The organism is Bacillus cereus group sp. MG1 (genome assembly GCF_040460035.1).
Lineage (GTDB): Bacteria > Bacillota > Bacilli > Bacillales > Bacillaceae_G > Bacillus_A > Bacillus_A cereus.
Map to the genome: position 1 here is coordinate 2,365,740 of NZ_JARVGY010000001.1, position 25,022 is coordinate 2,390,761.

The window sequence follows — 25,022 nt, forward strand, 5'->3', positions numbered from 1 at the left end:
TTCCAAAATTTTCACTCTACATTTATACTTTAAGAAAACTCAGCTATAATTCGTATTAAAACTTAAAAATCTACTTCTATTCCTTCAGCATGAAACATAGAATACTAATAACCAATTACCAAAAAGGGGGCGAAAATATGGACAACCTATTCCAATACGTCCTGCACTACGTATTATTAACAATTATGATAGTCGGAGCGCTATTACTATTCCCGTTCTTCCCAAAGTTCGTCCTCTTTTTAGCTTTTTTTATTATGCTCGGGATCGCTATTATAATTTCAACGAGAGAAGATGCCACGCAAAAAGAGAGCAGAGTTCAGCGCGTAAAGCTGTAACTTTGCTCTCTTTTCGTTTCCATTCACTAGTCTCTGTTACACATATTTATCCCGCTATTTGCCGTGCAGTAAGACCCCCACCTCAAAATTCAGCGAAAGCAAAAGAAGTTAGGTCTGGGTCGGGGTGCCCGTAAAATCCCTCACTTTATCTCTCGGGAAATAATTAGCCTTTGTTTTTGTAATTACGCCTATCCAAAAACCACTAATGACATTTATTTTTTACCTTATTATTTTCATATGTTTCACAAGCTATGCAAATTGAGGAACACGGATTTATTTAAGTTACTGTTTCACGTGAAACACATCGCTTCATTTAACCTTTAAAGCAAAATATCATTATGAAGAAAGCCACTTCCTCCAGCAAAACTGAAAGGAAGTGGCTTTCTACTCATTACTCCACAATATTCTCTAATTCATTATATAAATCTGCTCGTAACAACTCTTTCTTCGTTTTTTCCTCATATAATTTTTCAAGTTTTTCAACATCAGCTACATGTTCCATTCCACATTCTATTGCATATATATCTTCTTCTACATGCATTAACTCATTTTCAATCTCTTCAAGATTCCTAGCTTCTTTCTCTTTTACAGGAACCGTTTCAACACTTTTTCTCCCTTGGCGTTTCTGCTTTATTACTTGCTTCTCAATCTTTTCCTCCCACTTTTGACGAGCCCATGCATAATTTCCTGCAAACTCAAATAATTTGCATCTATCAATCCAGTACGTCTTTTCAAATAACTTATTTAAAAAATATCGATCGTGTGAAACAGCTAAAATCGTCCCATTATATTGCTCAAGGGCTTCCTCTAAAACTTCCCTTGATTCAATATCAAGGTGGTTTGTCGGCTCATCTAAAATTAGAAAATTGATGTCTTGATACATAAGTTGCGCAAGTCTTAACCTCATTTTTTCTCCACCGCTCAGTTGTGTTACTTTCTTAAACACCGCTGGACCATAAAATAAAAACTTAGCTAATATATGTCTTGCTTCTCCTTCTGTTACAGCCACATACTCTCTAAACGCTTCCAATACATTACTCTTCATATTTTCATATGCATGTTGTGATAAATAACCAATTTTGACACTACTACCAATTCGAATTTCACCAACGTCTGGATTTATTTCTTCTAATAGTAGTTTTAATAATGTAGTCTTTCCTGTACCATTACGACCAACGATAGCAGCACGCTCTTGAAAACGAACATGTAAATTCGCTTGTTCAAATAAAGATCGGCCAGCAAAACCTTTACTCACTTCTTTCATTACAACAACATCTTTTCCGCTTCTCTCTTGCCCTTCAAACTGAAGACCCATCTGTTTTCTTTCTAAAATCGGTCTCTTTAATTTCTCTATACGCTCTAACGCACGTTCCATATTCCTCGCTCTTTTATGCAATCCTTCATTCGGAGGATTCGCTTGATTTGCCCATTCACGTAGGCGCTTAATTGCTTCTTTCATTTTCTTTATTTTCTTTTGCTGCTCTTGATAAGCTTGAAACTCTTGAAGTAATCTTTCTTCCTTCTCCTCAACGAACTGGGAATAATTCGTATGGTACACGTGAATCTCTCCATCTTCCAAATCAAAAATTTTCGTTACAACTTCATCAAGGAAATAGCGATCGTGTGAAATAACCATAACTGTTCCATTATATTCTTTTAAAAATTTCTCTAACCATTCAACTGCAAACAAATCTAAATGATTTGTTGGTTCATCTAATAGAAGTAAATCTGGTTTCTGCAATAGCATATATGCAAGGCTTACTTTCGTCTGTTCTCCTCCACTTAATTCCGTAAATACTCTTGGAAATAAGTCTGTTACTTGTAAGCCATTTGCTACCTTCATTATATTTGCCTCTATTTCATAACCACCGAGAAATGCAAATTTTTCTTGAATTATTCCGTACCTCTCCATTAGCTTTTGCAAAGAAGATTGTTCCTGCTCCTCCGCCATATTTTTTTCTAGAGCATGCATTTCTTTTTCTAATTCCTTTTCTACTTTAAAAGCGGAACTCAATACATCATATACAGTCATGACCTCATCAAACTTCGGAATTTGTGCGACATGACCAATACGTGTACCTTTCTTCATATGGATGGCTCCTGCATCCAAACTCTCCATTCCCGTTAGAAGCCCAAAGATTGTTGTCTTCCCACTACCGTTACGACCAACTAACCCAACACGTTCACCATTCTTTATTTCAAGCGATATATTTTCAAATATGATGTTTCCACCAACAGATTTCGTTACATTATTTACACTACAAATAGTCATTTTCCGTACTCCTTTCAATATAAAAAACCATGAGAAAGAAACATTCCCCATGGTTTTCGGCATAGAAAAAGGAAGCCAAATAGCTCCCTTTTCACACGTTTATTAAAAATGGGTGAAGAGATTTCTATCGTTCAATAGTCACTATGCAATTGTTAAAAAAGGGCATACGTATCCCGTTAACAACTACATCATGAAAAATCGCACGACAAAAATAGATAAAATCTAAAAATTTGGCACGCGCAGCTAAAGAACGTTTCATCTCATTCACCCCTTTCGTACGGAATTTAATACTTACTTCTTTATTATACTTTCCAATTTCATGTTTGAATAGTCATTTTTCTGAAAATAATGAAGATAGACTAAACATTTCAATAAGTGACATCAAATCTTACAAAACTGTTATGTTCACGTAATGGAAAGCGATAGTACGAAAAGATGCCTCCCTATACAATAAAGATGTAAAACAAGAGAGACAAACACAAGGAGGAAACAAACATGATGAAAGAAATCGTAAAAGCAATCTTTGAGGTATTAGTGAACGGACAAGCAGTTGTAAAAGAACTAAATGAACTATAAAAAGGAGTGAAGAAATATGATGAACATGGTGAAAATGATTTTACACGCTTTAGTCGATGCAAAAGCAGTTAGCCAAGAATTAAACCAACAATAAAAAGGGGTATATGAATATGAAGAAAGCCATTATTATAATTGCAAGCACAGCAATTACTTTATACACAATAAAAAATAGAAAAAAGAAAAATAATGAAAATGTTCTATATTATCCATACACACTATTAGAGAAAAAATAAAAGACAAGGTACCCTATCGTAATGAGGATATCTTGTCTTTTATTTTTTCCATATTGTCTTTAGAGGATTTCCTTCTCCTTTTCCCGAATGTATTAAGCGGGATTTTTACACATATTTTAAAGGGGCATATATACAAATGGATACACAACAACTATATTTTTTAAACGATATCGGTAAACAAAAACCAGAAAGTATTCGGAATAGAAGCGCTGCATGTCCATTTTGCGATAAAGAACATTTAACGGATATTTTAGCAACTGATGGTTCTATTATTTGGTTAAAAAATAAATTTCCTACATTACAAGATACATTTCAAACGGTGCTGATTGAAACGGATAATTGCGAAGATCATATCGCAACATATACAGAAGAACATATGCGAAAATTAATGCAATTTTCTATTCAACATTGGTTACACTTACAGAAGAACGCAGAATTTGCATCTGTAATTTTATACAAAAATCACGGTCCATTTTCAGGTGGAAGTTTGCATCATGCACACATGCAAATTATCGGAATGAAATATGTAGATTATCTTGAAAATATTGAAGAAGAAAATTTTCAAGGGGTAATTGTTCAAAAAAATGAACGCATTGAGCTTAATATTTCAGAGCGTCCCATTATTGGCTTCACTGAATTCAATATAATCATTGATAATATTTCATATATAGATGAAATGGCAAATTACATTCAGCAAACTGTACGTTACATACTGATAGATTTCCATAAAGGATGCAGTAGTTATAACTTATTCTTTTATTACTTAAATGGAAAAATCATTTGTAAAGTTGTACCTAGATTTGTCGTTTCACCATTGTATGTAGGATATAAAATACCGCAAGTTTCTACAAAACTAGAAGAGGTGAAAATACAACTCACGCAGTATTTCACGAAAGAAAAGGATGAAATTATTCATAAAAAAACAGAGTAGGTATAGAAAACCTACTCTTTGACCCCGCATTAACGAGCAGTAAAACTTCCACCTCAAAATCCGGAAAACGCTAGAATTTAGGCGGAAGATTAACTGCTCGTAAAAGCCCGATTGGTGAAGACTAATAATCAGCGGGGGATGAACAGACTCCCCCACTGATTAAAGTTTCACTTTATTACACCTTTATTTCGATAGTACACATCTTCTAGTCCGATGTTATACTTCATGTTATTATCCGTCCACTCTGGCCCTAAATTCCCTGGCCATCCAGATGTATTCGCTATATATTTCAGTAATGCAAAATCAGTCAAACCTTTTTGCACCCCACGCTTATATCCTTTCATTAAATGCGGCATTGCAATTTGCGCATTTGTACGTGGATCTTTCAGCTCATCATCAGTTAAATGTTCTGGTGCAAGCCCGCCGCCGCGGTGTAGTTGAAACAATCCGAATGAAGTTCCATTATCTCCAACACTTCTTGGATTTAATCGACTTTCATGCTCGGCAATTGCAAGAGGTATCCATTCTGGAAGATTTACTTTCTTCGCTTCCTCTATAATGATTTGTTTCATCTGTTTTGCTTCTTCTGAATCAACATAGCTTGTTCCATTCACTAGCTTATCCATTCCTTCAGACTTTCCTTGGAAATATAAATATACTCCAAGAACAACTAAAAATCCTACAAAGAATTTCTTCACTACCTCTACCTCTTTCTCCGCTGAAATTTGTCCCCTTTCAGCCTTCCCTTTACAATTACCTACATTCTATTACTCTTTTATCATAGCAAATAACTATACGTATTATCATCATGCTTTAGACCGATTTTGTGAAAAAACAGCTGGTAAATATGTGCAAAAATGTAACTTTCATAGACTATAACGCATTTTTTGTATATAATTGTAAACTGAACTCTATATATAGAATAGGAGCGTACAAAATGAAAAAATGCCTAACACTCTTGTTCAGCATTTTACTACTCATCCCTACCTACACCTCTGCACAAACATCATCAAAACCAAAAGTACTTGTTTTGTATAGTACACAAGACGATAAAGTTTCAAATAATGTCCAAATCCTTAATACTCAATTAGGACATTTTACAAATGATATAACCCTAAAAAACTTAAAAGAAGCAACTTCAATTAATAACGTATCCTCCTATACACATATTGTTTATATCGGTGAAACAAAAGAAGCGTTTTCTGATGAAACGAAACAATTTCTAGAAAACTTCTCCGGTCCTGTATTAGTATTAGGACAAAATGTTGAACAATTATCTAAGCGTTTTTCTTTCATTACATTGAAGAGTGACGATATACGAGTTAATAAAATTGAATATCCAGAAAAGAAGCTAAAAAATACCTTAGAAGAGGAACGATTAATTCAATCATTTGATACGAATGGAACTGTGCTTGCTAACGCTTTAAGCTCAAATAACACTAACCCACTAATCGTTCAGCATGAAATATCTTATTATGTTGCAACACCTAACCTCTTTGACTGGATGTCTCATTACGTCGGTGAAATGTTATTTTCTTATTTCAGCCAAAAACCAACGAAAAATAAAGTTGAAGCTTATTTACGTCTTGAGGATGTTCACCCAGCAGCAGATATAAATCAATTGAAAGAAATTGCTGAATTACTAAAAGAGAAAAAGATGCCTTACATGATTACTGTTATTCCGGTATATAAAGATCCAGATACAGGAAAGATAATACATTTAAAAGATAAACCAGAACTAGTTGATCTTTTACGCTCTATGCAAGATGATGGTGCAGCAATTATTATGCATGGTTATACTCACCAATTTTATGACAGTGAAACAGGTGAGGACTTTGAATTTTGGGATGTCAAAACAGATCAACCAATTCGCCAACCGAAGCATGAAAAACCGAAGACAAAAGATGACTTTCCAAATATAGAGGCATATAACCAATATGTAAAAAAAGGGGAAGAATTCGAGGGGAAATATACGAAAGATCATATTGAAAAAGGAATTCAAGAACTTGTAGATGCTAAACTATATCCTGTTGCCTTTGAAGCACCTCATTACACGATGTCTCAAAAAGGATATGAAATATTATCAAGGTACTTTTCAACTTATGTAGGACAACTACAGTTAAATGATACAACTTGGAAATCCATGCACTCACCATATTATACAAGTACTCCGTCATTTTTACATGGAATGAAACTATTGCCTGAAACGGTCGGATTTATTGAAGAAGATACGCCACAAACTATTGCTAAAATGAAAGAACGTGCTCTATCTGTTTCTAAATTATCCGATGGGATTATTGGGGCATTTTATCATCCTTACTTAGGTGTGAAACCATTAAAAGAAGTATTAAAGGATCTAGAAAGTATTCCAAATATAGAGTGGATTGATTTACAAAGGGAAAAGAATGAAGTAAAAATGAAAGATATTCATATTACGACGAATAAAGACGGCATTCACGTTGAAAAACCAACCAGTGCGAATGACATAATTGATTATATAAAGCAATATGGCTTCTTCCTTATACTGGGGTTCGTTATCATTGTCTTTCTTTTATTATTAAAACGTGCGAAGAAATTAGAATCCTAATACAAAACCACCGAGCGGAACGCTTGGTGGTTTTTTGTCATATATCAAACCGTGGCATTTTATTAAATACATTCAATTTTCACTTTTTCCGTTACATGATTAAAACTATAATTCTCCTATCCTTTCAAATAAAATCGACTTGTATTTTCATATATTGTTTCTGCAACCTGATCAACAGATATGTTTTTTATAACACTAATTTCCTTTAATACATCTCGAATCATTCTCGGGTGCGTCATAACATCGTCTTGAAATTCCCACGGTCCATCTGTTTCTACCATCATATATTCAAGCGGATAATACGAAACAATTTTTCTAATCTTCTCCTTATGTAAAACATCCGGTGTAATCGAAATATAATAACCATTCTTCATCATCCGTTTCATTGTTTCATCACTTCCTTTAAACCAATGGAAATGTGCACGTGAAACTTTATATTTCTCTAGCAAATCACATACAGTGTCAGCATCTTCATAAACTGCGTGTAATACAATCGGCAAATTATACTTACTAGCTAGTTCTATAAATTTTTTCAATACAGCTATGTATGGATCTACAGCAATGCTTTCATCTTCTTTCCTCAAATAATAGGGCAAACCTACTTCACCAATCGCAACAATTTCCTCTGCGTTCTGTTCAATAAGTTTATAAATCTGTTCACACTCTTCTTTATGAATCTGTTGCTCTGGATGAAACCCTATCGCTGGATATATAAAGGGATACTTCTTCGCTAAAGATAACGTTTCCTTACAAGATTGATAATTCATAGATACAGCAATAAGCCCCTTTATTTCATTACTATTTTCCACCTCTTTCAGTAATCTGTTCTTCTCTTCATCCTTATATTGATCAACATGTATATGACTATCAATCCATTTCATCTTTATGCCCCCATAAAAAAAACAAGAAAGGACTTCCTTTCTTGTTTTAGCATCTATATTATTTAACAATTAAGTTTGTTATGATATCAAATAATCCAATACACACTACGGCAACAGTAAAGTAGCTACAGAAATCTTTAATTGGTAACTTCACTACTTCTTCTTTACGCATCCCATTTTTCTCCCTTCTTACTAGATCCCTAATTATTTTTCTATCTGTATCTATTATGCAAAAAATATGACAAATTTACTATCGAATTAACTTACGTAAACCTTACAATATTGTAAGGTTTATAAAAAGAGCCTCATCTACATACAGATGAGGGCTATTAAAAAGTAGTTGGTTTTCATTCTTCATTTATATTACAAACGGAAAGTAATACAGTGAGACTTTCTAATTACACTATATAAAATTCACTATCTTTTAACCATCGAATTACATTACAGAAGACTTACATGTTTGTAAGCTATGTGTAATGTAATTCGATAGTTTCCCTTACTTATATTTCGTACAATAAAGTTAGAAAGTAAGCCAAATAAGAAGAACACTCAAATAACCAAATTGCATTGCTAGTAGCTACTCTTCTTATACCTTTCAACCATGCTACTACAATGTACCCCCTTCCCCTTTATATAATAAAAAAGCCTTAGTCTATATAATCTGTACCCTTTGTAAAGGACATTTTGAAAAAAGTTAGGCAACATCAAGAAGATGGTTTCTGTATCCAACAGGAGTCATCTTTTTTAAATTCCATTGATATCTATAATGATTATAATACGTCATATATTTCTTAATCTCTTGTTTCAATTCATTAAAGGACACGCAAGGTTTTATATGAGCTTCATCTTTCAGATGACCAAAAAATGATTCTTGTGGGGCGTTATCCCAACAGTTTCCTCTTCTTGACATGGATTGTCCTAGGTTTAGCTTTTTAACTAGCTTTTGATAGGTAGGGCTTGTGTAGTGGGATCCTTGATCTGAATGAATATAAGCACCTTCAGTCAATCGAATCCGCGGATTCCTTTTTAGTTTATGGAGAGTTGTCGTTACGAGCTCTAATGTCATCTGTTCTGAAACATGGTAAGCTAAAATTTCATTAGTTGAGCCGTCTAAAATTGTAGATAAATAGGCCCTTTGATTCTTACCGTAAACTAAATAGGTGATATCTGTAAGAAGTGTTTTCCCTGGGGTATTTTGTTTAAATTCCCGATTTAATTGATTTGGTACTATTCGATGTTCTTTTGTAGCTTTAAGCATTCTTTTATAAGGATTCGCTTTGCGAACCGGACAGATAATCTCGTATTTCTTCATAATTCTACGGATACGCTTTAAATTGTAGACAACTTGAAACTGACCCGCCAATGTCATCTTTATCTGACGAGCCCCTTTGTTTCTATTTCTAAATCGAAGTGCTTTTAATATGGTTTCCTTCAAGATTTCATCTCGATCACTCTTTTGTTTCCGTTGTTCTTGAGATGAAACTGAAAAGTAATTATAGTATCCCGAACGGGATACACCAGCTACTTTACACAAATGACTGACCATATTCCTTAAGTTGTATTTCATGATGACAGAACGAATCAAGATGAATTTCTGACTAGGTGGTAGTGTTATTTCCTTCTCATCCTCCCTTCCATAAGTTTGATTTTTTTTAGCAATTCGTTTTCCGCCTTTAGTAAGTTTCGTTCGGCTTCTAAACGGGCATACTTTTCTTCTAACGTAAGCTCTCTCTCAAGAGTTCTTCCAGCGTTTTCGATACGTGTATCCCTTAAACCCAATACACCATTTTTTCTATAAGCAGCACGCCATCTACTTCCCGATGACATAACTCGTTTCATTCCAATCATATCTATATCAAAACCACATTCTTCAAAAATATTTCGAGGTAGCTTTCCTTTTTCATTTTCCTCAATAAAAATATGCTTAAATTCCTCTGTATAAGTGATACCTTTCTGACTTACAGATTTTACGTATAGGTTATTTGATAGAATTTGAATTTCTCTTTCTGTAAATAGTTTTTTTGTCATTTTCAACATTCTCCGATCCCAATTTTCCTTTTATTATACAAGAAATACCCTATAGAATAGACTTTTTTCAAGTGTCTATTCTATAGGGTACATTTTAATATGGACTAAGGCTTTTTTATTAACTCCTAAAATACCCTTACCTGGTATTTTTATTTTCGACAAAAAATAGCTGGGGGTATATTTTACTATCTCATCGTTAAAAGTTTACTCTTCGCATTTATAGGAATATTTGCAACCTCAATCTCTTCAATCGATTCACCGTAACGTCCTTTTGCAAAAACCTTTAATGCTTCATCTCTCTTTAACATATGCTTAACCGTTTTCTTTATTTTCTGCTCTCTACCACGTTCATCGAATGCAATAAATTCATATTCATACCACTCATCACCAATATGCTGACCAATTGTATTCACAACCGTATAGTATTCTTTCGTCTTATAAAATGGATTATATTTATCGATAACCGGTCCAAGTTTCGTAGGCAGTAACATTACTACTATCACTATCATCGCTATTATAGTAGTGATCATTTTTTTCTTCATAATAAACATTCCTCCTCTGCAGGATATATATACATCCATTTTAAAAAGGGGGAATAAAATCTACTATTGAATCTCATTACATTACACTTACATTTTTGTAAGAATTAAAAAAGGTGAACGAATTTACTCGTTCACCTTTTAGCTTGCTTTAAAGCCACCGCCAAGTACATCACGTACATCATGTATAACAACGAAAGCATCTTCATCTACCCGGCTAATAACTTGTTTTAACTTAACAAGCTCTTGTTTATTAATAACAACATATAAAACTTCTTTATTTTTACCAGTATATCCGCCGCGCCCTTCTAATACAGTAACACCGCGTGTCATATTTTTCGTAATAGCTTCACGAATTAAATCTGGTTGATTCGAAATAATCGTAACAGCCGTTTTTGTATCCATTCCTTCTACAATGAAATCAATCACCTTCGCTCCGATGAACACAGCTACAAGTGTATACATTGCCTTTTCTTGCCCTATTATAAATACAGAACCAGCAATTACAACAATATCAATAATTAGTACGCCTTTACCTACGCTCCAGCCTAAATATTGATTTGCTAACCGAGCTAAGATTGCTGACCCTCCCGATGTACCTCCGGCTTTGAACATACAGCCTAATCCAATACCCACAAATAAACCAGCAAATAAAGCTGCTAATAATGTATCACTATTTACATGATACTCAATATGTTCTGTAACGTATAAAAACAAAGATGTTTCTACAATCCCTAAAATTGTATAAATCATTGTTTTCTTATCAAAAAATTTATAACCAATAGCTAGTAAAATTGCATTTATAGCAAAATTCACAATCCCTGGTGACCAATCAAATAAGTAGTACGTAACAACCGTTAAACCAATAATTCCACCTTCCGATAAACGGTTTGGAATTGCAAAGTAATTAATACCAATTGCGAATAATAATGAACCAATTGTAATTAGTGTTATTTCCTTTATACGTTGATTAACCATAGTTCATACCCTCCCCCCATTTGACATTGTATCACTATCTCCTAGAGGTTTAGAAGTGGTTTTTATTCCGCATTTTCCCTCTTAAAAATTGAAATATTATGTTTAAACAGAGGGTTGATTAATTATTCATATTTGCTCTAACTGCACGGACAAATTGCTCCACATTCCCTTTCTGAATATACTTAGCGCGAATGGTTTCATGATTACAAGTAAACTCAAAGTACGGATGAAAATCTATGCTATCTATATGCACATATGAGTACTCTTTAAATGTTGAAGGATAGTAAGGAAATTTCCCGTAAAACAGGAGGCGTCTAGTAGTGGCAACAAAAATTCCATGTTGATAACATAACATGAAATTATCCTTCTCAAAGATCCCTACCACAAAAACTAAAATCTTTTCATCATCATCTACATACTTTTTCATACTCGATAAAAGTTCATTCATGCATATTCCTCCAAATTCTATTCACTGCTTTAACACTTGAAAAGAATCCATGGATATTACAGACCGGTTTAACTCCTTTATAAAGTATGAAACGCGTTTCCTGTCAAAGATATTTCAAAAAAATAATCCGTTATGCGATTATACACATAACGGATTAAGATTAAACTGTAGAGCGTTCCACAAGTTCGTATGGAATTTCCAGCTTTTCTTGTTTAGAACTCTCGTCATTCACTTTTCTATGCAACATTTCAAAAGCAGTTTTCCCTATCTCCTTTAAATTTTGATCAATAGTTGTCAATTGTAACACTTGCGAGATAGGTTGATTATCAAAGCCAATAATCGCTAAATCCTCAGGAACTTGAATCCCTAATTTTTCAACCTCTGTCATAACCCCAATCGCAACTTCATCACCTGCTACTATTAATGCTCCAGGAAGATCCTGCATCTCTTTTAACTTATGAGCCACTTTTACACCATCTTCTAGTGTAAAACATTCTGTAAAAATCCATTCTTCGTTAACCTCTTCATCTATAGATTGCAATTGCTGTTTATAAACATCAAAACGCTTTTGACTACTCGGCCCTAATTTTCTTCCCGTACAATAGCCAATTTTTTTATAACCTTTCTCAATCAAATAATCCATTCCTAATTGAAAGGCCGCTGAATGATTCGTATATACACTTGAGATGTTTGAAATATCATTATCTTCACAAGCAATTATTGTGCCGTAAGAAGCATACGGTTCTATCGTTTCCCAATCATTTGCACGTGAACAAATAATAAGACCATCCAATTGTTTTGTTTTTAACATATGTAAACTTTTCATTTCTTCTTTTTTATTATAATTCGTTTGGCAAAGTAACACTCTGTAATTATGAGTTAACGCAATCTCCATCATTCCGCTCACCATCGCATCAAAACACGGATGATTAATATACGGTAAAATCACACCAACAATATTCGTCTTTCCTTTTGATAAATGAACAGCATTTGCGTTTTGCGAGTAATTCAATTTCTCAACTATCTCTATAACCGCTTTCCTTTTTTCTTCACTTACATATGGGTGATCATTCAACACTCTCGAAACAGTCGTAACTGAAACTCCCGCCATCTTTGCGATATCTTTAATATTAGCCATGCACTCACCTCTATCTTTAAGTTAATGAATCTCATGAACATATGTCAAATCTTCTTATCATTACACCTTCATTTGTTTCTCTTACAAAAGTGTAATTTTTCTGTAAGCTAATTCGATAGTGACTTTCCGCAACATTTCATACAATTAAGTCAGAAACAAGGTAACAACTATTCGAAAAGGAGCGGATTAATATGATGAACAAAATGAAAACGAACAATTTCTTACATACAATGGGCATGGTATTTTCCGCTCTTATCGACGCAAAAGCTGTTGCTTCTACATTAAACAAGTAAGGAGAATATATTATGAATAACATCACTTTTAACAAATTAGATTTTTTAGGACTAGCTAGTGGCTCGCTTCTTCTTACTGCTTTTATTTACGCCGCTACGCTTGTATAACTTTGTGTCCCCTTTATTATAAATAGTAATAGAAAAGACGACCGTCTATGCCCGGTCGTCTTTTCTTATTTTTGATTTGATTGCAAAGCTTCTTTTAACTCCTCAAACTTCTCATTTAATTGATCTGTCATCATTTTCATAGCGGTTTTTCGATCTATTTGTTCTCCAGCCTCAATTTGAATCGGATCTCCAAAAATCAATTTTGCCTTTTTCCCCTTTATTAATTCTTTTACACTTGATGGACCAACATAAGCTGCCGGCACTAAAGGTACATTAGAACGCATCGCAATTGTCACAGCACCCGCTTTTAATGAAACATCTTCCGCTGATCTCGTTCCACTCGGAAAAATCCCTACTACCTTTCCTTCTTTTAATAAACGTGATGGAATTTTAAGTGTACTCGGTCCCGGATTCGCGCGATCTACAGGGAATGCATTTACATTTTTAAAGAACCAATTTTTGAATTTCCCTTCAAATAATTCTTTTTTTGCCATGTAATGAATTTGAGTTGGGTACATCCCTGTAGCTAACATTAATACATCCATAAAACTTGTATGTGTACACGCAACAACATACGGACCACCTTCTGGTAGCTTTTCTCTTCCTTGCACTTCTACTTTCCCAGCTGTTTTAAATATATATTTCAACAAAAATGTAATTGGTTTATACATTTATTTCGTTCCTTTCTAAACATCCGAAGTATAATCATATTCTTACAACAATTATAACACTAAGTTTTAGGAGTTGGTAATAAAAATAAGTATGAATTGTTAAATTTCAATTCTTACAAAAGTGTAATTTTCTTGTAAGCTAATTCGATAGTTACTTCTTACTATATTTCATACAATTAAGTCAGAAACAGGGCAACAATTATTCGAAAAGGAGTCGATTAATATGATGAACAAAATGAAAACGAACAATTTCTTACATACAATGGGCATGGTATTATCGGCTCTTTTCGATGCAAAAGCTGTTGCTTCTACATTAAACAAGTAAGGAGAATGTATTATGAATAACATCACTTTTAACAAATTAGACTTTTTAGGATTAGCTAGCGGCTCTCTTCTTCTTACTGCTTTTATTTACGCTGCTACGCTTGTATAACTTTGTGTCCCCTTTCCCCTTTATATAGAAAAAGACGACCGTCTATGCCCGGTCGTCTTTTTAATTTTTTCTTTCTTTCAACTCTTTTAAAAGCTGTATCAGCTCAGCTTGTTGTTTTATCTTTTTACGACCATTTCGATTAATTGCTGCAAGCTCACAGGCAACTCCGACGGCGAAGAAAAACAATAAACTTTCTAACATGTGAAATCCTCCATTTGCCTATTAAACAGCTTGACGTAATTGTTCTTCTTGTAAAACTCTATTATTTATATTTTCTTCTTTTCTCTGGCAAACGTTATTGCGAATAAGTGCTGCAATAACAAGTACAGTCCCTATAATATCAAACATTGTGATTTGATACCCTTGCATCATCATAATAGCTAAAGTCGTAATTGGTACAAAATTAATAAATAAAATCCCATTAATGGATGATAAAATTTTCACACCGTAGTTCCAAGCAAGTAGCGCTACAATACCTGGCAATGTCATCATAAATAACAAATCATATTTTACAATAGAAATCGTTCCCATACTAGGAACTGAAACATATCCAAGCCACGTAATAATTACCGTTATAATTCCTGTAACAGTCGTACCGAATACACACGTCAACGTAGAATAACGTAATGTTGACCAATCACTACACGTTTGACCACCCATCGTATAAATAACCCAGCCTATAACACCAATAAATATAAATGCTAATGGGAACATATTATCTTTCAATGTTACAAAGAAACTCATGTCACCTTTTGTAATAACAAACACAGCTCCTACAAAAGCAATAACCATACTCGTTATCATATACTTCTTCGGTTTTATATGCTTATATCCCCATAAAATACAAATAGAAATCATCGGCATAAGTGCTTCCATAATGGAAGCTACCATTACACCCGACTTACCCATCAACATTTGCCCTAAAAATATGAGGACATTATATACTGTAAATGCCATCGTTCCAAAAAAGACGAGTAACTTTCCTCTTCCCTCTAAACGAAATGCCTGTTTTCCTTCTTTCACTAACAACAATACAATCAGCATTATCGCCACTGCTCCATAGCGAATAAGCGAAAAATAAAATGGATCTATGTATTCTAGCGCATGATCAGCAACTGGAAACATCGCTCCCCATGACATACTCGCAATTAAACACGCTACAGCCCCTATTATCATTTGACCTCTTCTCACCGCAATCCCCCGTTTCTTTCTATTTGCACAAAGAGAATTGTAAAAGAAAAAATATATCACGTAAAATGATTCAAAATGATGTTAACTATCATTTATAATGATAGTTAACATCAAGGGGGATTACAAAATGGAATTACGAGACTTACAAATCTTTAAAAGCGTTGCCGATCAGGGTAGTGTAAGTAGCGCAGCAAAGGAATTAAATTATGTACAATCAAATGTAACTACACGTATTAAACAACTAGAAAACGAATTAAAAACCCCACTCTTTTACCGCCATAAACGAGGAATGACTTTAACAGCTGAAGGAAGAAAAATGCTCGTTTATGTTAGTAAAATTTTGCAAGATGTCGACGAACTAAAACAAGTATTTTTAGATAGCGAAACACCCTCCGGTATATTGAAAATCGGTACAGTCGAAACAGTAAGTACACTGCCTACCATTTTATCTTCTTACTATAAAAGCTATCCAAATGTCGATTTATCATTACAAGCGGGTCTAACAGAAGAATTAATTAGAGAAGTACTTGATCATCAATTGGATGGCGCCTTTATATCAGGTCCTATTAAACATCCACTAATCGAACAATACGATGTTAGTACAGAGAAATTAATGCTTATAACACAAAATAAAGCCTTTCATATAGAAGAATTTACAACAACTCCTCTACTCGTTTTTAACCAAGGATGTGGATACCGCTCCAAACTAGAACGTTGGCTTAAAGATGAAGGTTTGCTACCAAAAAGAATTATGGAATTCAATATATTAGAGACAATATTAAACAGCGTTGCACTCGGCCTCGGAATTACACTCGTACCACAGTCTGCTGTCCATCATCTTTCTAAAGCAGGTAAGGTACATTGTCATGCAATCCCTGAAAAATACGGCAGTATTTCAACGGTTTTCATACGCCGTAAAGATAGCTATATGACGAATTCAATGCGTAGTTTTTTAAAAACAATTGAAGACCATCATCATATCAATATGCTGTGAAAGACATTCTTACATGAATGTCTTTTTTTCTTACAAAAGTGTAAGTCTTTCGTAAGCTAATTCAATAGTTGCAAGTAGCCATATTTCCTATAATTAAGACATAAGCAGGGCAACAACAATTCGAAAAGGAGCGGATACGCATGATGAACAATATGAAATCAAATAAATTTTTAAATACAATGGGCATGGTGCTATCCGCACTTGTCGATGCAAAAGCTGTTGCAACTACATTAAACAAATAAGGAGAGTTTATAATGAACAACATTACTTTCAACAAATCAGACTTTATCGTACTTGCAAGTGGAGCCACTCTTCTTACGGCTTTCATTTATACACTTGCTCAAGGTCTTGTTTAACACTTTGTTTCCCCAACCCCCTTTATATATAGAAAAAGCTGCTCGTCTTATAGACAAGCAGCTTTTTAGTTTGTTTCATATACAATTTGACCTGTTTTCGTAATATCATATCCGCCAATCGCATTTAATTCATTATGAAATTCTTCCGATTGCAGAATGTCTTTCACAACTTCAATCAACTCTTCATTTTCTTTATTCTTCAAAATTACTAAATCATACTGTTCTTTCATGATTGGAATAAAGTCCACATTTACAATTTGCGAAAACTTTTCTGAACCTACTCCTACATCAGCTTTTCCATTTGCAACTTGCGTGGCAACACCAAGATGATTCGATTCTTCCCATTCATATCCACTAATATCAGCTTTATTTAATTTTTGGATTCGTAATTGTTCATCGACTAACACTCTAATACCAGAACCCTTTTCTCGATTCACAAACTTTATAGTGGACCCGGATATGTCAGCCCATGCCTTTATTCTCTTCGGATTTCCTTTTCGGACATAAAATCCTACATTTCTGGACAATAAATTAATCATAATGCATGGCTGTCCTACTAAAATGCGTTTTACGTAAGGAACATTATATGTACCAGTTTCACCATCAAACAAATGCAAACTAACGATACTTCCTTCTCCTTGATACATTTTCACTAAACTCGTTAAGCTACCTTGATACGCCCTTAAAACATTAGAACTTGGCAAACGATTTTCTATACGTTTAGCTAACATATCTAACGTTAGTTCTTGACCACTAATAATACACGTGTTCAAGATACTACTACCATCGTTTTTTACAGGAGTAACTTGTACCTTTCCTGTTTTCATTTGTTTTATATATTGATCTAAATCTGTTGCATCAATGCGCATCTGTCTACCAACTCTATAAGAAGGAAGTTCTCCTTTTTTAATTAAGTCGTATACAGTTAATTTTGATACTTTTAATCGCTTTGCTACTTCTTCCGTTGTGTAGGAATGATGATCCATAGACGATTCCTCACTTTCTCCTTTCATTGTAACAAAGAAAAGAATATTTCTCCTATTTTTTAAAAATAGATATATGTTCAAATTACATTCAATTATAACTAGTTATATTTAGATATAATTAGTTATAATTAGATGTATCAAAACGAAAGGGGATTTTTTTATGAATAAATTTACATTACGTTCCATCGGGGCACTTATACTTTCTTTCCTTCTTATATTTAGTGCTGCTTGTACAAGTGGGGAAAAGCATACAAAGTCAGCTGCTAAAGAGGATAAAACAGTTGAACTGACTATCTCAGCTGCTGCAAGCTTACAAGATGCATTAAAAGAAATCGAAAAACAATATAAAGAAAAAGAGCCAAATATCAAACTTTCTTTTAACTTCGGTGCTTCTGGAGCACTTCAACAACAAATTGAACAAGGTGCACCTGCTGATTTATTCTTCTCTGCAGCAGAAGATAAATTCCAAACCCTTGTAAAAAAAGGATTCATTAGTGAAAAAGAAGGGAAAAATCTTCTTGGAAATGAACTAGTTCTAGTCATCCCTAAAGATAGTTCACTTACAAAATTTCAAGATTTAAAAGATGAGAAAATCAAAAAAATTGCACTTGGTACACCTGAATCTGTACCTGCTGGCAAATATGCAAAGGCTTCTCTAACACACGAAAACCTTTGGAATGATGTTCAAAATAAAGTCGTATTTACAAAAGATGTTCGTCAAGTGTTAACATATGTAGAAACAGGGAATGTCGATGCTGGCATCGTATACAAAACAGATGCTCTCATTTCGGATAAAGTAAAGATTGGTGAGACAGCAGCAGCTACTTCTCATGAGCCAATCCACTATCCTTTAGGTGTTATAAAGGAATCTAAACATAAGAAAGAGGCGACTTCATTTTATGAGTATTTGCAGTCAAAAGATGCACAATCTATCTTTAAGAAATATGGATTTACAGTTCTGTCGTAATTACTATGAGCATTGATGCTATTTTATCGCCTGTCTTTCTATCTTTAAGAGTAGCTGCGTGCGCCACTATTCTCGTTACAATTTTAGGGACAATTGTCGGGCGAGCACTAGCTCGCTCCTCATGGCGATATAAAGTACTATTAGAAACCATATTTTTATTACCAATGGTACTTCCACCAACTGTTATCGGCTTCTTTCTCATTATCATCTTTGGAAACAACAGCCCGATCGGAAAGTGGGTTGAATCATTATTTCAGCAGTCTATTATGTTCACATCTACTGCTGCGATTATCGCTTCTACAGTTGTTGCATTTCCGCTTATGTACCAATCAGCGAAAACGGGATTTTCTATCGCAAATGTACAAATTGAAGAAAGTGCTCGTGACCTTGGCGCAAGTGAATATCAAGTTTTTCTGCACGTTACACTTCCACTCGCATTTCCTGCCTTACTAAGCGGGATGATTTTGAGCTTTGTCCGCGCGCTCGGTGAGTTTGGTGCTACACTCATGTTTGCCGGGAACATTCCTGGTAAAACACAGACAATCCCAACTGCAATTTACATGGCTATTGATGCAAGTAATATGCAACTCGCCTGGACACTTGTAGTTATTACTATCGGTATGTCACTCGTATTTCTACTATGTATTCAACTTATTAATAAAAGAATCACTAACTCTTAAAGCAGCTTTTGTCGAAGCTGCTTCTTTATTTCTTAGGAAATAAAATATACCAATGGGAAATAACTGAATTTTACCTCTTATTTAAATATACATTTTATTTGAATTCACTTTCTAAAATAGGCAATTTCCTGTTATTATATGGAGGTGTTTCAAAAAATGAAGAAATGAAAACGCATTTATATTGTGAATTCTTCATCCTGTTTTAGCGATCGGTAATCTTCTACTCTATTAGTGGGGCATTACCGATCGTTAGAACGATATGTAACTATATTGGTATAGCAAACCGAAGGGAGTCTTGTAATGGACATTTTATTAGCGCTTCTTCCTGCAATTGCATGGGGAAACATCTTATTAGTAAGCGTAAAAATGGGCGGTGGTGCATATAGCCAAACGGTAGGTATGACAATCGGTGCTCTATTCTTCGCAACAATTATGTATGTATTTACTCAACCAGCTTTAACAATGACAATCTTAATTGTTGGTTTTATTTCAGGTTTATTCTGGGCTTTAGGACAAGTAAACCAATTAAAAACAGTTGAAAAACTAGGTGTTTCAACTACTGTAACGATTTCTACTGGTATGCAACTTGTTGCAACTTCTATCTTTGGGGTTATCGCTTTCCGTGAGTGGACTACTACTACAACGATCATTCTGGGAACGATTGCAATCCTATTAATTGTAGTTGGTGTTGTATTCACATCATTAGATGATAAAGAAAATGCTCAGCCACCTGGACAATTGAAAAAAGGACTTCTTACTTTAATTGTTTCTACTTTCGGCTATCTTGTATATGTAATTATTATTCGTTGGTATAATATTGATGGTTGGTCTGCTATTTTACCACAAGCAGTTGGTATGTTTGTTGGTGCGGTTGTACTGACGTCTAAACATAAACCATTTAACAAATATGCAATCCGTAATGCTTTGTCTGGTTTACTATGGGGAACTGGAAACTTATTCTTACTTCTTTCATTACCACGTGTTGGAGTAGCAACAAGCTTCCCATTATCTCAAACTGGAATCGTTATCTCAACATTTGGTGCGATTGTCTTCTTAGGTGAAAAGAAAACAAAACGTCAATTGATCTTTATTGCACTAGGTAGTGTTTTAATTATCGGCGGCGCTGTATTACTTGGTATGACAAAAGCATAATCTTATATTCTATTAGTAAACCCCTGAAGCATATATGCTTCAGGGGTTTTTCAATTCTAATTATTTTCTAGATATAATTATTTGTATGTTCTTGCCCCTTATAATTGCTCTTCCACTCTAGCAAACCAGCTACACATATAAAGAGATTAATAACAGTTAATATTAGCATGAATTTCCGCCTTCTCATTATCCATTCCATCTACGGTAAGTCTTTTCTTTTTACAACATTCTCTTAAAGATGATATCGTTTTTATAACATATCTCTACTAGAAAGGAATAAAGAATATGCTAACTAAACATCGAATTTTATTTATTGGTGCCGGTCGTATGGCAGAAGCTATATTTTCCGGATTACTTAAAACAAGCAAAGAGTACATCGAAGAAATTATCGTCTCTAATCGAAGCAACGTAGAAAAGCTAAAACAGTTACAACATCGATATAATGTGTCTACTGCAACAGATTGGAAACAGCATGTTACATCTGTTGATACGGTTGTTTTAGCAATGCCACCTTCTGCTCATGAAGAGTTATTAGCTGAGCTATCTCCGTTAATATCAAATCAACTAGTCGTAACAGTCGCAGCTGGCATTGGACCATCTTATTTAGAAGCTAGACTCCCAAAGGGCACGCCTGTTGCTTGGATTATGCCTAATACAGCTGCTGAAATTGGAAAATCTATCTCCTTATATACAATGGGACAATCAGTAAATGAGATGCATCAAGAAACCCTGCAACTGCTTTTAAAAGGTATTGGTACTTCGCAACTTTGTACTGAGGAAGAAGTTCATCAGCTTACTGCAGTTACTGGAAGTGCACCAGCCTTCCTTTATTACTTTGCTGAAAGCTTAATTGAAACAACAAAAAGTTATGGAGTCGATGAAGAAACCGCAAAACATCTTGTCATTCAAATGATTTCTGGCTCTGCTTCTATGCTCGAACAAACGCAAAATCCAGCTAACCTCCGCGAACAAGTAACAACGCCAGGTGGTTCCACAGCTGAGGGTCTCAAAACTTTATACGAATATAATTTTTCAGAGGCAATTCAAAAAGCAGTAGAAGCAACAAACAAAAAAGCTAGGGGGAAATAATATGATTTTAACAAGTTTAAAAGACTATACAACATTACATAACGGTGTAAAAATGCCTTGGTTTGATTTAGGTGTTTTTAAAGTAGAAGATGGTTCAGAAGTAATTGATTCTGTAAAAGCAGCAATTAAAAATGGCTACCGCAGCATCGATACTGCAGCAATCTATCAAAATGAAGAAGGTGTTGGACAAGCGATTCGTGAATCCGGTGTTTCACGCGAAGAATTATTTATTACCTCAAAAGTATGGAATAGCGATCAAGGATATGAAACAACACTTCAAGCATTTGAAACTACATTAGAGAAATTAGGTCTAGAATATTTAGATTTATATTTAGTACATTGGCCTGTAAAAGGGAAATATACCGAATCATGGAAAGCATTAGAAAAACTTTATAAAGATGGCCGTGTTCGCGCTATCGGTGTGAGTAATTTCCACATTCACCACTTACAAGACGTATTTGAAATTGCTGAAATTAAGCCAATGGTCAACCAAGTGGAATACCACCCACATTTAGCACAAGAAGAGTTACATGCATTCTGTAAAGAACATAATATTCAGCTTGAAGCTTGGTCACCATTAATGCAAGGACAACTACTAGATAATCCAACGTTACAAGAAATTGCGACAAAATATAATAAATCAACTGCGCAAATTATTTTACGCTGGGATTTACAAAACGAAGTTGTAACAATTCCCAAATCAATTAAAGAACATCGCATTATTGAAAATGCAAACATCTTCGACTTTGAATTAAGTGCTGATGATATGAAAGCAATTCAAGCTTTAAATGAAGATCGTCGCGTTGGTCCAGATCCAGATAACTTTAACTTCTAGTAGAAAAACCACTGCCCTATGCAGTGGTTTTTTCGTTTAATAAAACTGAAAATTTAAACTATATTTCATTTAGTTGACACTTCATTATTCAAGGTGTAAGATTTTGAATTATCAAAGAAACACAAAAATTAATAAAATTTATTCGTTTACTCATTGTATCAAGAGAGGTGGAGGGACTGGCCCTTTGAAACCTCGGCAACAGGTTCATTTTGAATACTGTGCCACTTCCTGCAAGCTTTATGCTTGAAAGATAGAATGAGGGACTTCGTTTATATACGGGTGCATAACTTGTACGTAAAAATCCCTCTTTCTCAATATGAAAAGAGGGATTTTTTATTTTTCATTTCCCTCATCATCATCCAAACTTAATTATTTAGGAGGAAAATCAAATGAAAAAGAAGTTTGTACCCGGTATTGCATCAGTTGTAGGAGTAAGTATTTTATTAACTGGTTGCGGTAGTTATAAAAACGAAGCAAGCGGAGCAAATGCAAAAGACGAGGCACCTAGTAAACAGGTTTTAAACTTATCTTCACCTACTGAAATACGAACAATGGATACGGCTCGTGCTACAGATACTGATTCTGGTCAAGTAATGAGAAACGTATTTGAAGGTTTGTATAATCTTGGTGAAGGTAACAAACCTGTTCCTGGTGTTGCAAAATCTCATGAAGTAAGTGGCGATAAAACGAAATACACATTCCAATTGCGAGATTCAAAATGGTCAAACGGCACTCCTGTTACAGCTAAAGATTTTGTGTTCGCTTGGCAAAGAGCCGTAGATCCAGCAACAGCCTCTGAATATGCATTTCTATTCTTTGATATTAAAAACGCAACAAAAATTAACAACAAAGAACTTCCAGCCGACCAACTTGGTGTAAAAGCAGTTGATGACCATACGTTTGAGGTAGAATTGGAGCGTCCTGTTCCGTATTTTATTAGCTTAACAGCGTTCCCAACATTTCTACCAATTAACGAGGAATTCTTTAAAGCACAAGGTGATAAGTACGCTTTAGAAGATAATACAATCTTGTACAACGGAGCTTTTACACTAAGCGATTGGAAGCACGAACAAAGCTTTAAATTCAAGAAAAACCCTACCTATTGGGATAAAGATACTGTCAAACTAGAAGAAATCAATTTTAACGTCGTAAAAGAAAAATCAACAGAAGTAAATTTATTCGAGTCAAAACAATTAGATCGTATAAAACTAACATCTGACTTCGTCGATAAATATAAAAAGGATGCTAACTTTAAAGAACGTCCAAACGTAGGCGTACAATTTTTACGTATGAATCAACAAAACAAAGTGCTTCAAAACGTTTCTGCACGCCAAGCAATTGATCAAACAATTGATAGAAAATCCTTTGTAAATACGTTATTAAATGATGGATCTACACCAACATTTGGTCTCGTTCCAAAAAACTTTGCAAAAGGACCTGAAGGAAAAGACTTCCGTACTGCAAATGGCGATTTAACAAAAGTTGATACAAAATCTGCACAAGAGTTATGGAAAAAAGCTAAACAAGAGCTTGGTTCTGAAAAGATAACATTAGAATTATTAACGAGTGATGCTGACCTTGATAAGAAAACTGGTGAATTCTTAAAAGGACAACTAGAAAAGAATCTAGATGGATTAACAGTAAATATAAAACCGCAACCGCGTAAGCAACAAGTTTCGCTTTTATTAAAAGGTGACTACGAAATCGGAATTGATGGCTGGAGCCCTGACTTTGCGGATCCAATTACATTCCTTGAGCTATTTACAACGAATAACCCTTATAACTTAGATCATTACTCTAATAAGGAATTCGATGAAACAATAGCAAAAGTGAAAACAACTTTAGCTGGTGATGAAAAAGCTCGCTGGGAAGCATTACTAGCATCCGAGAAAATATTATTTAAAGACTCTGTTATCGCTCCTCTTTACCAAAAAGGCGAATCTTATTTAGAACGTTCTTATGTGAAAGGAATTGTGCAAGTAGACTTTGCAGGGCAATTAAACTTCAAGTGGGCAAAAATTGAAAAATAAAGTGAAACTTTAATAAGTGGGGGTTTCTTCATCCCCACTTATTATTAGCCCACACCAATTGTTTTTTTAGCAAAATATATTAAAAATAGGTTCTCTCACACATGAGAATCCGCTTTTTCAATATATTATTCTAAGAAATTAACAATCTATTTTTATTATTGACATATAGTTCTTTCCAGTGTTAATATTCTAAATAATCAAAGAAACGAAATATTTCACCATCAAAATATAATGTCTACTACGTTGAAACATATAACGATAGATTATAGATCAACATGTATATACATATAG

At 34.3% G+C, this 25,022-nt stretch carries 27 protein-coding genes and 1 riboswitch; of the genes, 14 read left to right on the plus strand and 13 right to left on the minus strand.

Annotation, left to right across the window (positions count from 1 at the left end; translation table 11 throughout):
- Positions 1–137 precede the first annotated feature (137 nt).
- Entirely contained in the window at positions 138–335 is a 198-nt protein-coding gene (locus QCI79_RS12245; RefSeq protein WP_000369254.1) for a hypothetical protein, read from the plus strand.
- Between the two features lie 391 nt (positions 336–726).
- On the opposite strand, the gene abc-f is transcribed toward QCI79_RS12245, so the two are convergent.
- Positions 727–2,607: a ribosomal protection-like ABC-F family protein gene (abc-f, locus tag QCI79_RS12250; protein ID WP_000150932.1), complete on the minus strand. Its 1,881-nt coding sequence runs from the start codon at positions 2,605–2,607 to the stop codon at positions 727–729.
- A 124-nt stretch (positions 2,608–2,731) separates the two neighbouring features.
- Positions 2,732–2,866 (minus strand): RAxF-45 family protein, encoded by a 135-nt coding sequence (locus QCI79_RS12255; RefSeq protein WP_000830643.1) that lies wholly within the window; start codon positions 2,864–2,866, stop codon positions 2,732–2,734.
- A 421-nt stretch (positions 2,867–3,287) separates the two neighbouring features.
- On the opposite strand from QCI79_RS12255, the gene QCI79_RS12260 reads away from it, so the two are divergent.
- Both QCI79_RS12260 and QCI79_RS12265 read left to right on the plus strand, forming a co-directional pair.
- Positions 3,288–3,416 (plus strand): hypothetical protein, encoded by a 129-nt coding sequence (locus QCI79_RS12260; RefSeq protein WP_001998915.1) that lies wholly within the window; start codon positions 3,288–3,290, stop codon positions 3,414–3,416.
- A 136-nt stretch (positions 3,417–3,552) separates the two neighbouring features.
- On the plus strand, positions 3,553–4,347 hold the full coding sequence (locus tag QCI79_RS12265; RefSeq protein ID WP_002100655.1) for a DUF4931 domain-containing protein: 795 nt from the start codon (positions 3,553–3,555) through the stop codon (positions 4,345–4,347).
- A gap of 167 nt (positions 4,348–4,514) precedes the next feature.
- On the opposite strand, the gene QCI79_RS12270 is transcribed toward QCI79_RS12265, so the two are convergent.
- Positions 4,515–5,045 carry a transglycosylase SLT domain-containing protein gene (locus QCI79_RS12270; protein WP_000713248.1) on the minus strand — a complete coding sequence of 177 codons (531 nt, stop codon included), beginning with the start codon at positions 5,043–5,045 and terminating at the stop codon, positions 4,515–4,517.
- 239 nt (positions 5,046–5,284) lie between these two features.
- Between QCI79_RS12270 and QCI79_RS12275 the strand changes: the two genes are divergently transcribed.
- The gene (locus QCI79_RS12275; RefSeq protein WP_021728558.1) at positions 5,285–6,934 is read left to right on the plus strand and encodes a DUF2334 domain-containing protein; all 1,650 of its coding nucleotides are present in this window, start codon (positions 5,285–5,287) and stop codon (positions 6,932–6,934) included.
- A gap of 116 nt (positions 6,935–7,050) precedes the next feature.
- On the opposite strand, the gene QCI79_RS12280 is transcribed toward QCI79_RS12275, so the two are convergent.
- The 6 genes from QCI79_RS12280 to QCI79_RS12305 form a co-directional block, all read right to left on the minus strand.
- Positions 7,051–7,815, minus strand: a complete 765-nt coding sequence (locus tag QCI79_RS12280) for a TatD family hydrolase (protein WP_000871065.1) — start codon at positions 7,813–7,815, stop codon at positions 7,051–7,053.
- 694 nt (positions 7,816–8,509) lie between these two features.
- Positions 8,510–9,852 (minus strand): IS3 family transposase gene (locus tag QCI79_RS12285; protein ID WP_087942833.1). Its coding sequence is split into 2 segments (ribosomal slippage): positions 8,510–9,471 and positions 9,471–9,852, totalling 1,344 coding nucleotides; the frame shifts between segments, so codons are not numbered across the junction.
- A gap of 176 nt (positions 9,853–10,028) precedes the next feature.
- Positions 10,029–10,385: a YxeA family protein gene (locus QCI79_RS12290; RefSeq protein ID WP_000728422.1), complete on the minus strand. Its 357-nt coding sequence runs from the start codon at positions 10,383–10,385 to the stop codon at positions 10,029–10,031.
- Positions 10,386–10,523: 138 nt separating this feature from the next.
- Entirely contained in the window at positions 10,524–11,360 is an 837-nt protein-coding gene (locus QCI79_RS12295; protein ID WP_000248040.1) for a YitT family protein, read from the minus strand.
- Positions 11,361–11,478: 118 nt separating this feature from the next.
- Positions 11,479–11,808 (minus strand): PH domain-containing protein, encoded by a 330-nt coding sequence (locus tag QCI79_RS12300; protein WP_001004251.1) that lies wholly within the window; start codon positions 11,806–11,808, stop codon positions 11,479–11,481.
- Positions 11,809–11,968: 160 nt separating this feature from the next.
- Positions 11,969–12,946, minus strand: coding sequence for a LacI family DNA-binding transcriptional regulator (locus QCI79_RS12305; protein ID WP_001273899.1), 978 nt, complete (start codon positions 12,944–12,946; stop codon positions 11,969–11,971).
- Between the two features lie 305 nt (positions 12,947–13,251).
- Between QCI79_RS12305 and QCI79_RS12310 the strand changes: the two genes are divergently transcribed.
- Positions 13,252–13,347, plus strand: a complete 96-nt coding sequence (locus QCI79_RS12310; protein WP_001060007.1) for a DUF3948 family protein — start codon at positions 13,252–13,254, stop codon at positions 13,345–13,347.
- A gap of 65 nt (positions 13,348–13,412) precedes the next feature.
- On the opposite strand, the gene QCI79_RS12315 is transcribed toward QCI79_RS12310, so the two are convergent.
- Positions 13,413–14,018 carry a lysophospholipid acyltransferase family protein gene (locus QCI79_RS12315; RefSeq protein ID WP_000277777.1) on the minus strand — a complete coding sequence of 202 codons (606 nt, stop codon included), beginning with the start codon at positions 14,016–14,018 and terminating at the stop codon, positions 13,413–13,415.
- A gap of 337 nt (positions 14,019–14,355) precedes the next feature.
- On the opposite strand from QCI79_RS12315, the gene QCI79_RS12320 reads away from it, so the two are divergent.
- Positions 14,356–14,451, plus strand: coding sequence for a DUF3948 family protein (locus tag QCI79_RS12320; protein WP_001060007.1), 96 nt, complete (start codon positions 14,356–14,358; stop codon positions 14,449–14,451).
- Positions 14,452–14,511: 60 nt separating this feature from the next.
- Here the strand turns inward: QCI79_RS12320 and QCI79_RS12325 are convergent, their stop codons facing one another.
- Together QCI79_RS12325 and QCI79_RS12330 are read right to left on the minus strand one after the other, a co-directional pair.
- The gene (locus QCI79_RS12325) at positions 14,512–14,652 is read right to left on the minus strand and encodes a YrzO family protein (RefSeq protein WP_000894065.1); all 141 of its coding nucleotides are present in this window, start codon (positions 14,650–14,652) and stop codon (positions 14,512–14,514) included.
- Between the two features lie 21 nt (positions 14,653–14,673).
- Positions 14,674–15,642 carry a DMT family transporter gene (locus QCI79_RS12330; RefSeq protein WP_002100652.1) on the minus strand — a complete coding sequence of 323 codons (969 nt, stop codon included), beginning with the start codon at positions 15,640–15,642 and terminating at the stop codon, positions 14,674–14,676.
- A 127-nt stretch (positions 15,643–15,769) separates the two neighbouring features.
- Between QCI79_RS12330 and QCI79_RS12335 the strand changes: the two genes are divergently transcribed.
- Positions 15,770–16,636, plus strand: a complete 867-nt coding sequence (locus QCI79_RS12335; RefSeq protein ID WP_000423040.1) for a LysR family transcriptional regulator — start codon at positions 15,770–15,772, stop codon at positions 16,634–16,636.
- Between the two features lie 254 nt (positions 16,637–16,890).
- Entirely contained in the window at positions 16,891–16,992 is a 102-nt protein-coding gene (locus tag QCI79_RS12340; RefSeq protein WP_001060022.1) for a DUF3948 family protein, read from the plus strand.
- Positions 16,993–17,057: 65 nt separating this feature from the next.
- Here QCI79_RS12340 and QCI79_RS12345 read toward each other — a convergent pair whose 3' ends face one another.
- A complete protein-coding gene (locus QCI79_RS12345; protein ID WP_001987638.1) occupies positions 17,058–17,978 on the minus strand; it encodes a substrate-binding domain-containing protein in 921 nt (306 codons plus the stop codon).
- 160 nt (positions 17,979–18,138) lie between these two features.
- On the opposite strand from QCI79_RS12345, the gene modA reads away from it, so the two are divergent.
- The 6 genes from modA to QCI79_RS12375 all read left to right on the plus strand — a co-directional run bounded on the left by modA (position 18,139) and on the right by QCI79_RS12375 (position 24,731).
- Positions 18,139–18,945, plus strand: coding sequence for a molybdate ABC transporter substrate-binding protein (modA, locus tag QCI79_RS12350; protein WP_001032229.1), 807 nt, complete (start codon positions 18,139–18,141; stop codon positions 18,943–18,945).
- 5 nt (positions 18,946–18,950) lie between these two features.
- The gene (gene modB / locus QCI79_RS12355; protein ID WP_000020526.1) at positions 18,951–19,625 is read left to right on the plus strand and encodes a molybdate ABC transporter permease subunit; all 675 of its coding nucleotides are present in this window, start codon (positions 18,951–18,953) and stop codon (positions 19,623–19,625) included.
- Between the two features lie 300 nt (positions 19,626–19,925).
- Entirely contained in the window at positions 19,926–20,777 is an 852-nt protein-coding gene (locus QCI79_RS12360) for a GRP family sugar transporter (protein ID WP_000353544.1), read from the plus strand.
- 285 nt (positions 20,778–21,062) lie between these two features.
- A complete protein-coding gene (gene proC, locus QCI79_RS12365) occupies positions 21,063–21,866 on the plus strand; it encodes a pyrroline-5-carboxylate reductase (RefSeq protein ID WP_000956278.1) in 804 nt (267 codons plus the stop codon).
- Position 21,867: 1 nt separating this feature from the next.
- The gene (locus QCI79_RS12370) at positions 21,868–22,701 is read left to right on the plus strand and encodes an aldo/keto reductase (RefSeq protein ID WP_021727938.1); all 834 of its coding nucleotides are present in this window, start codon (positions 21,868–21,870) and stop codon (positions 22,699–22,701) included.
- A gap of 152 nt (positions 22,702–22,853) precedes the next feature.
- Positions 22,854–22,958, plus strand: a riboswitch (SAM riboswitch).
- A 132-nt stretch (positions 22,959–23,090) separates the two neighbouring features.
- Positions 23,091–24,731, plus strand: a complete 1,641-nt coding sequence (locus QCI79_RS12375; RefSeq protein WP_000726485.1) for a peptide ABC transporter substrate-binding protein — start codon at positions 23,091–23,093, stop codon at positions 24,729–24,731.
- Positions 24,732–25,022: the final 291 nt, after the last annotated feature.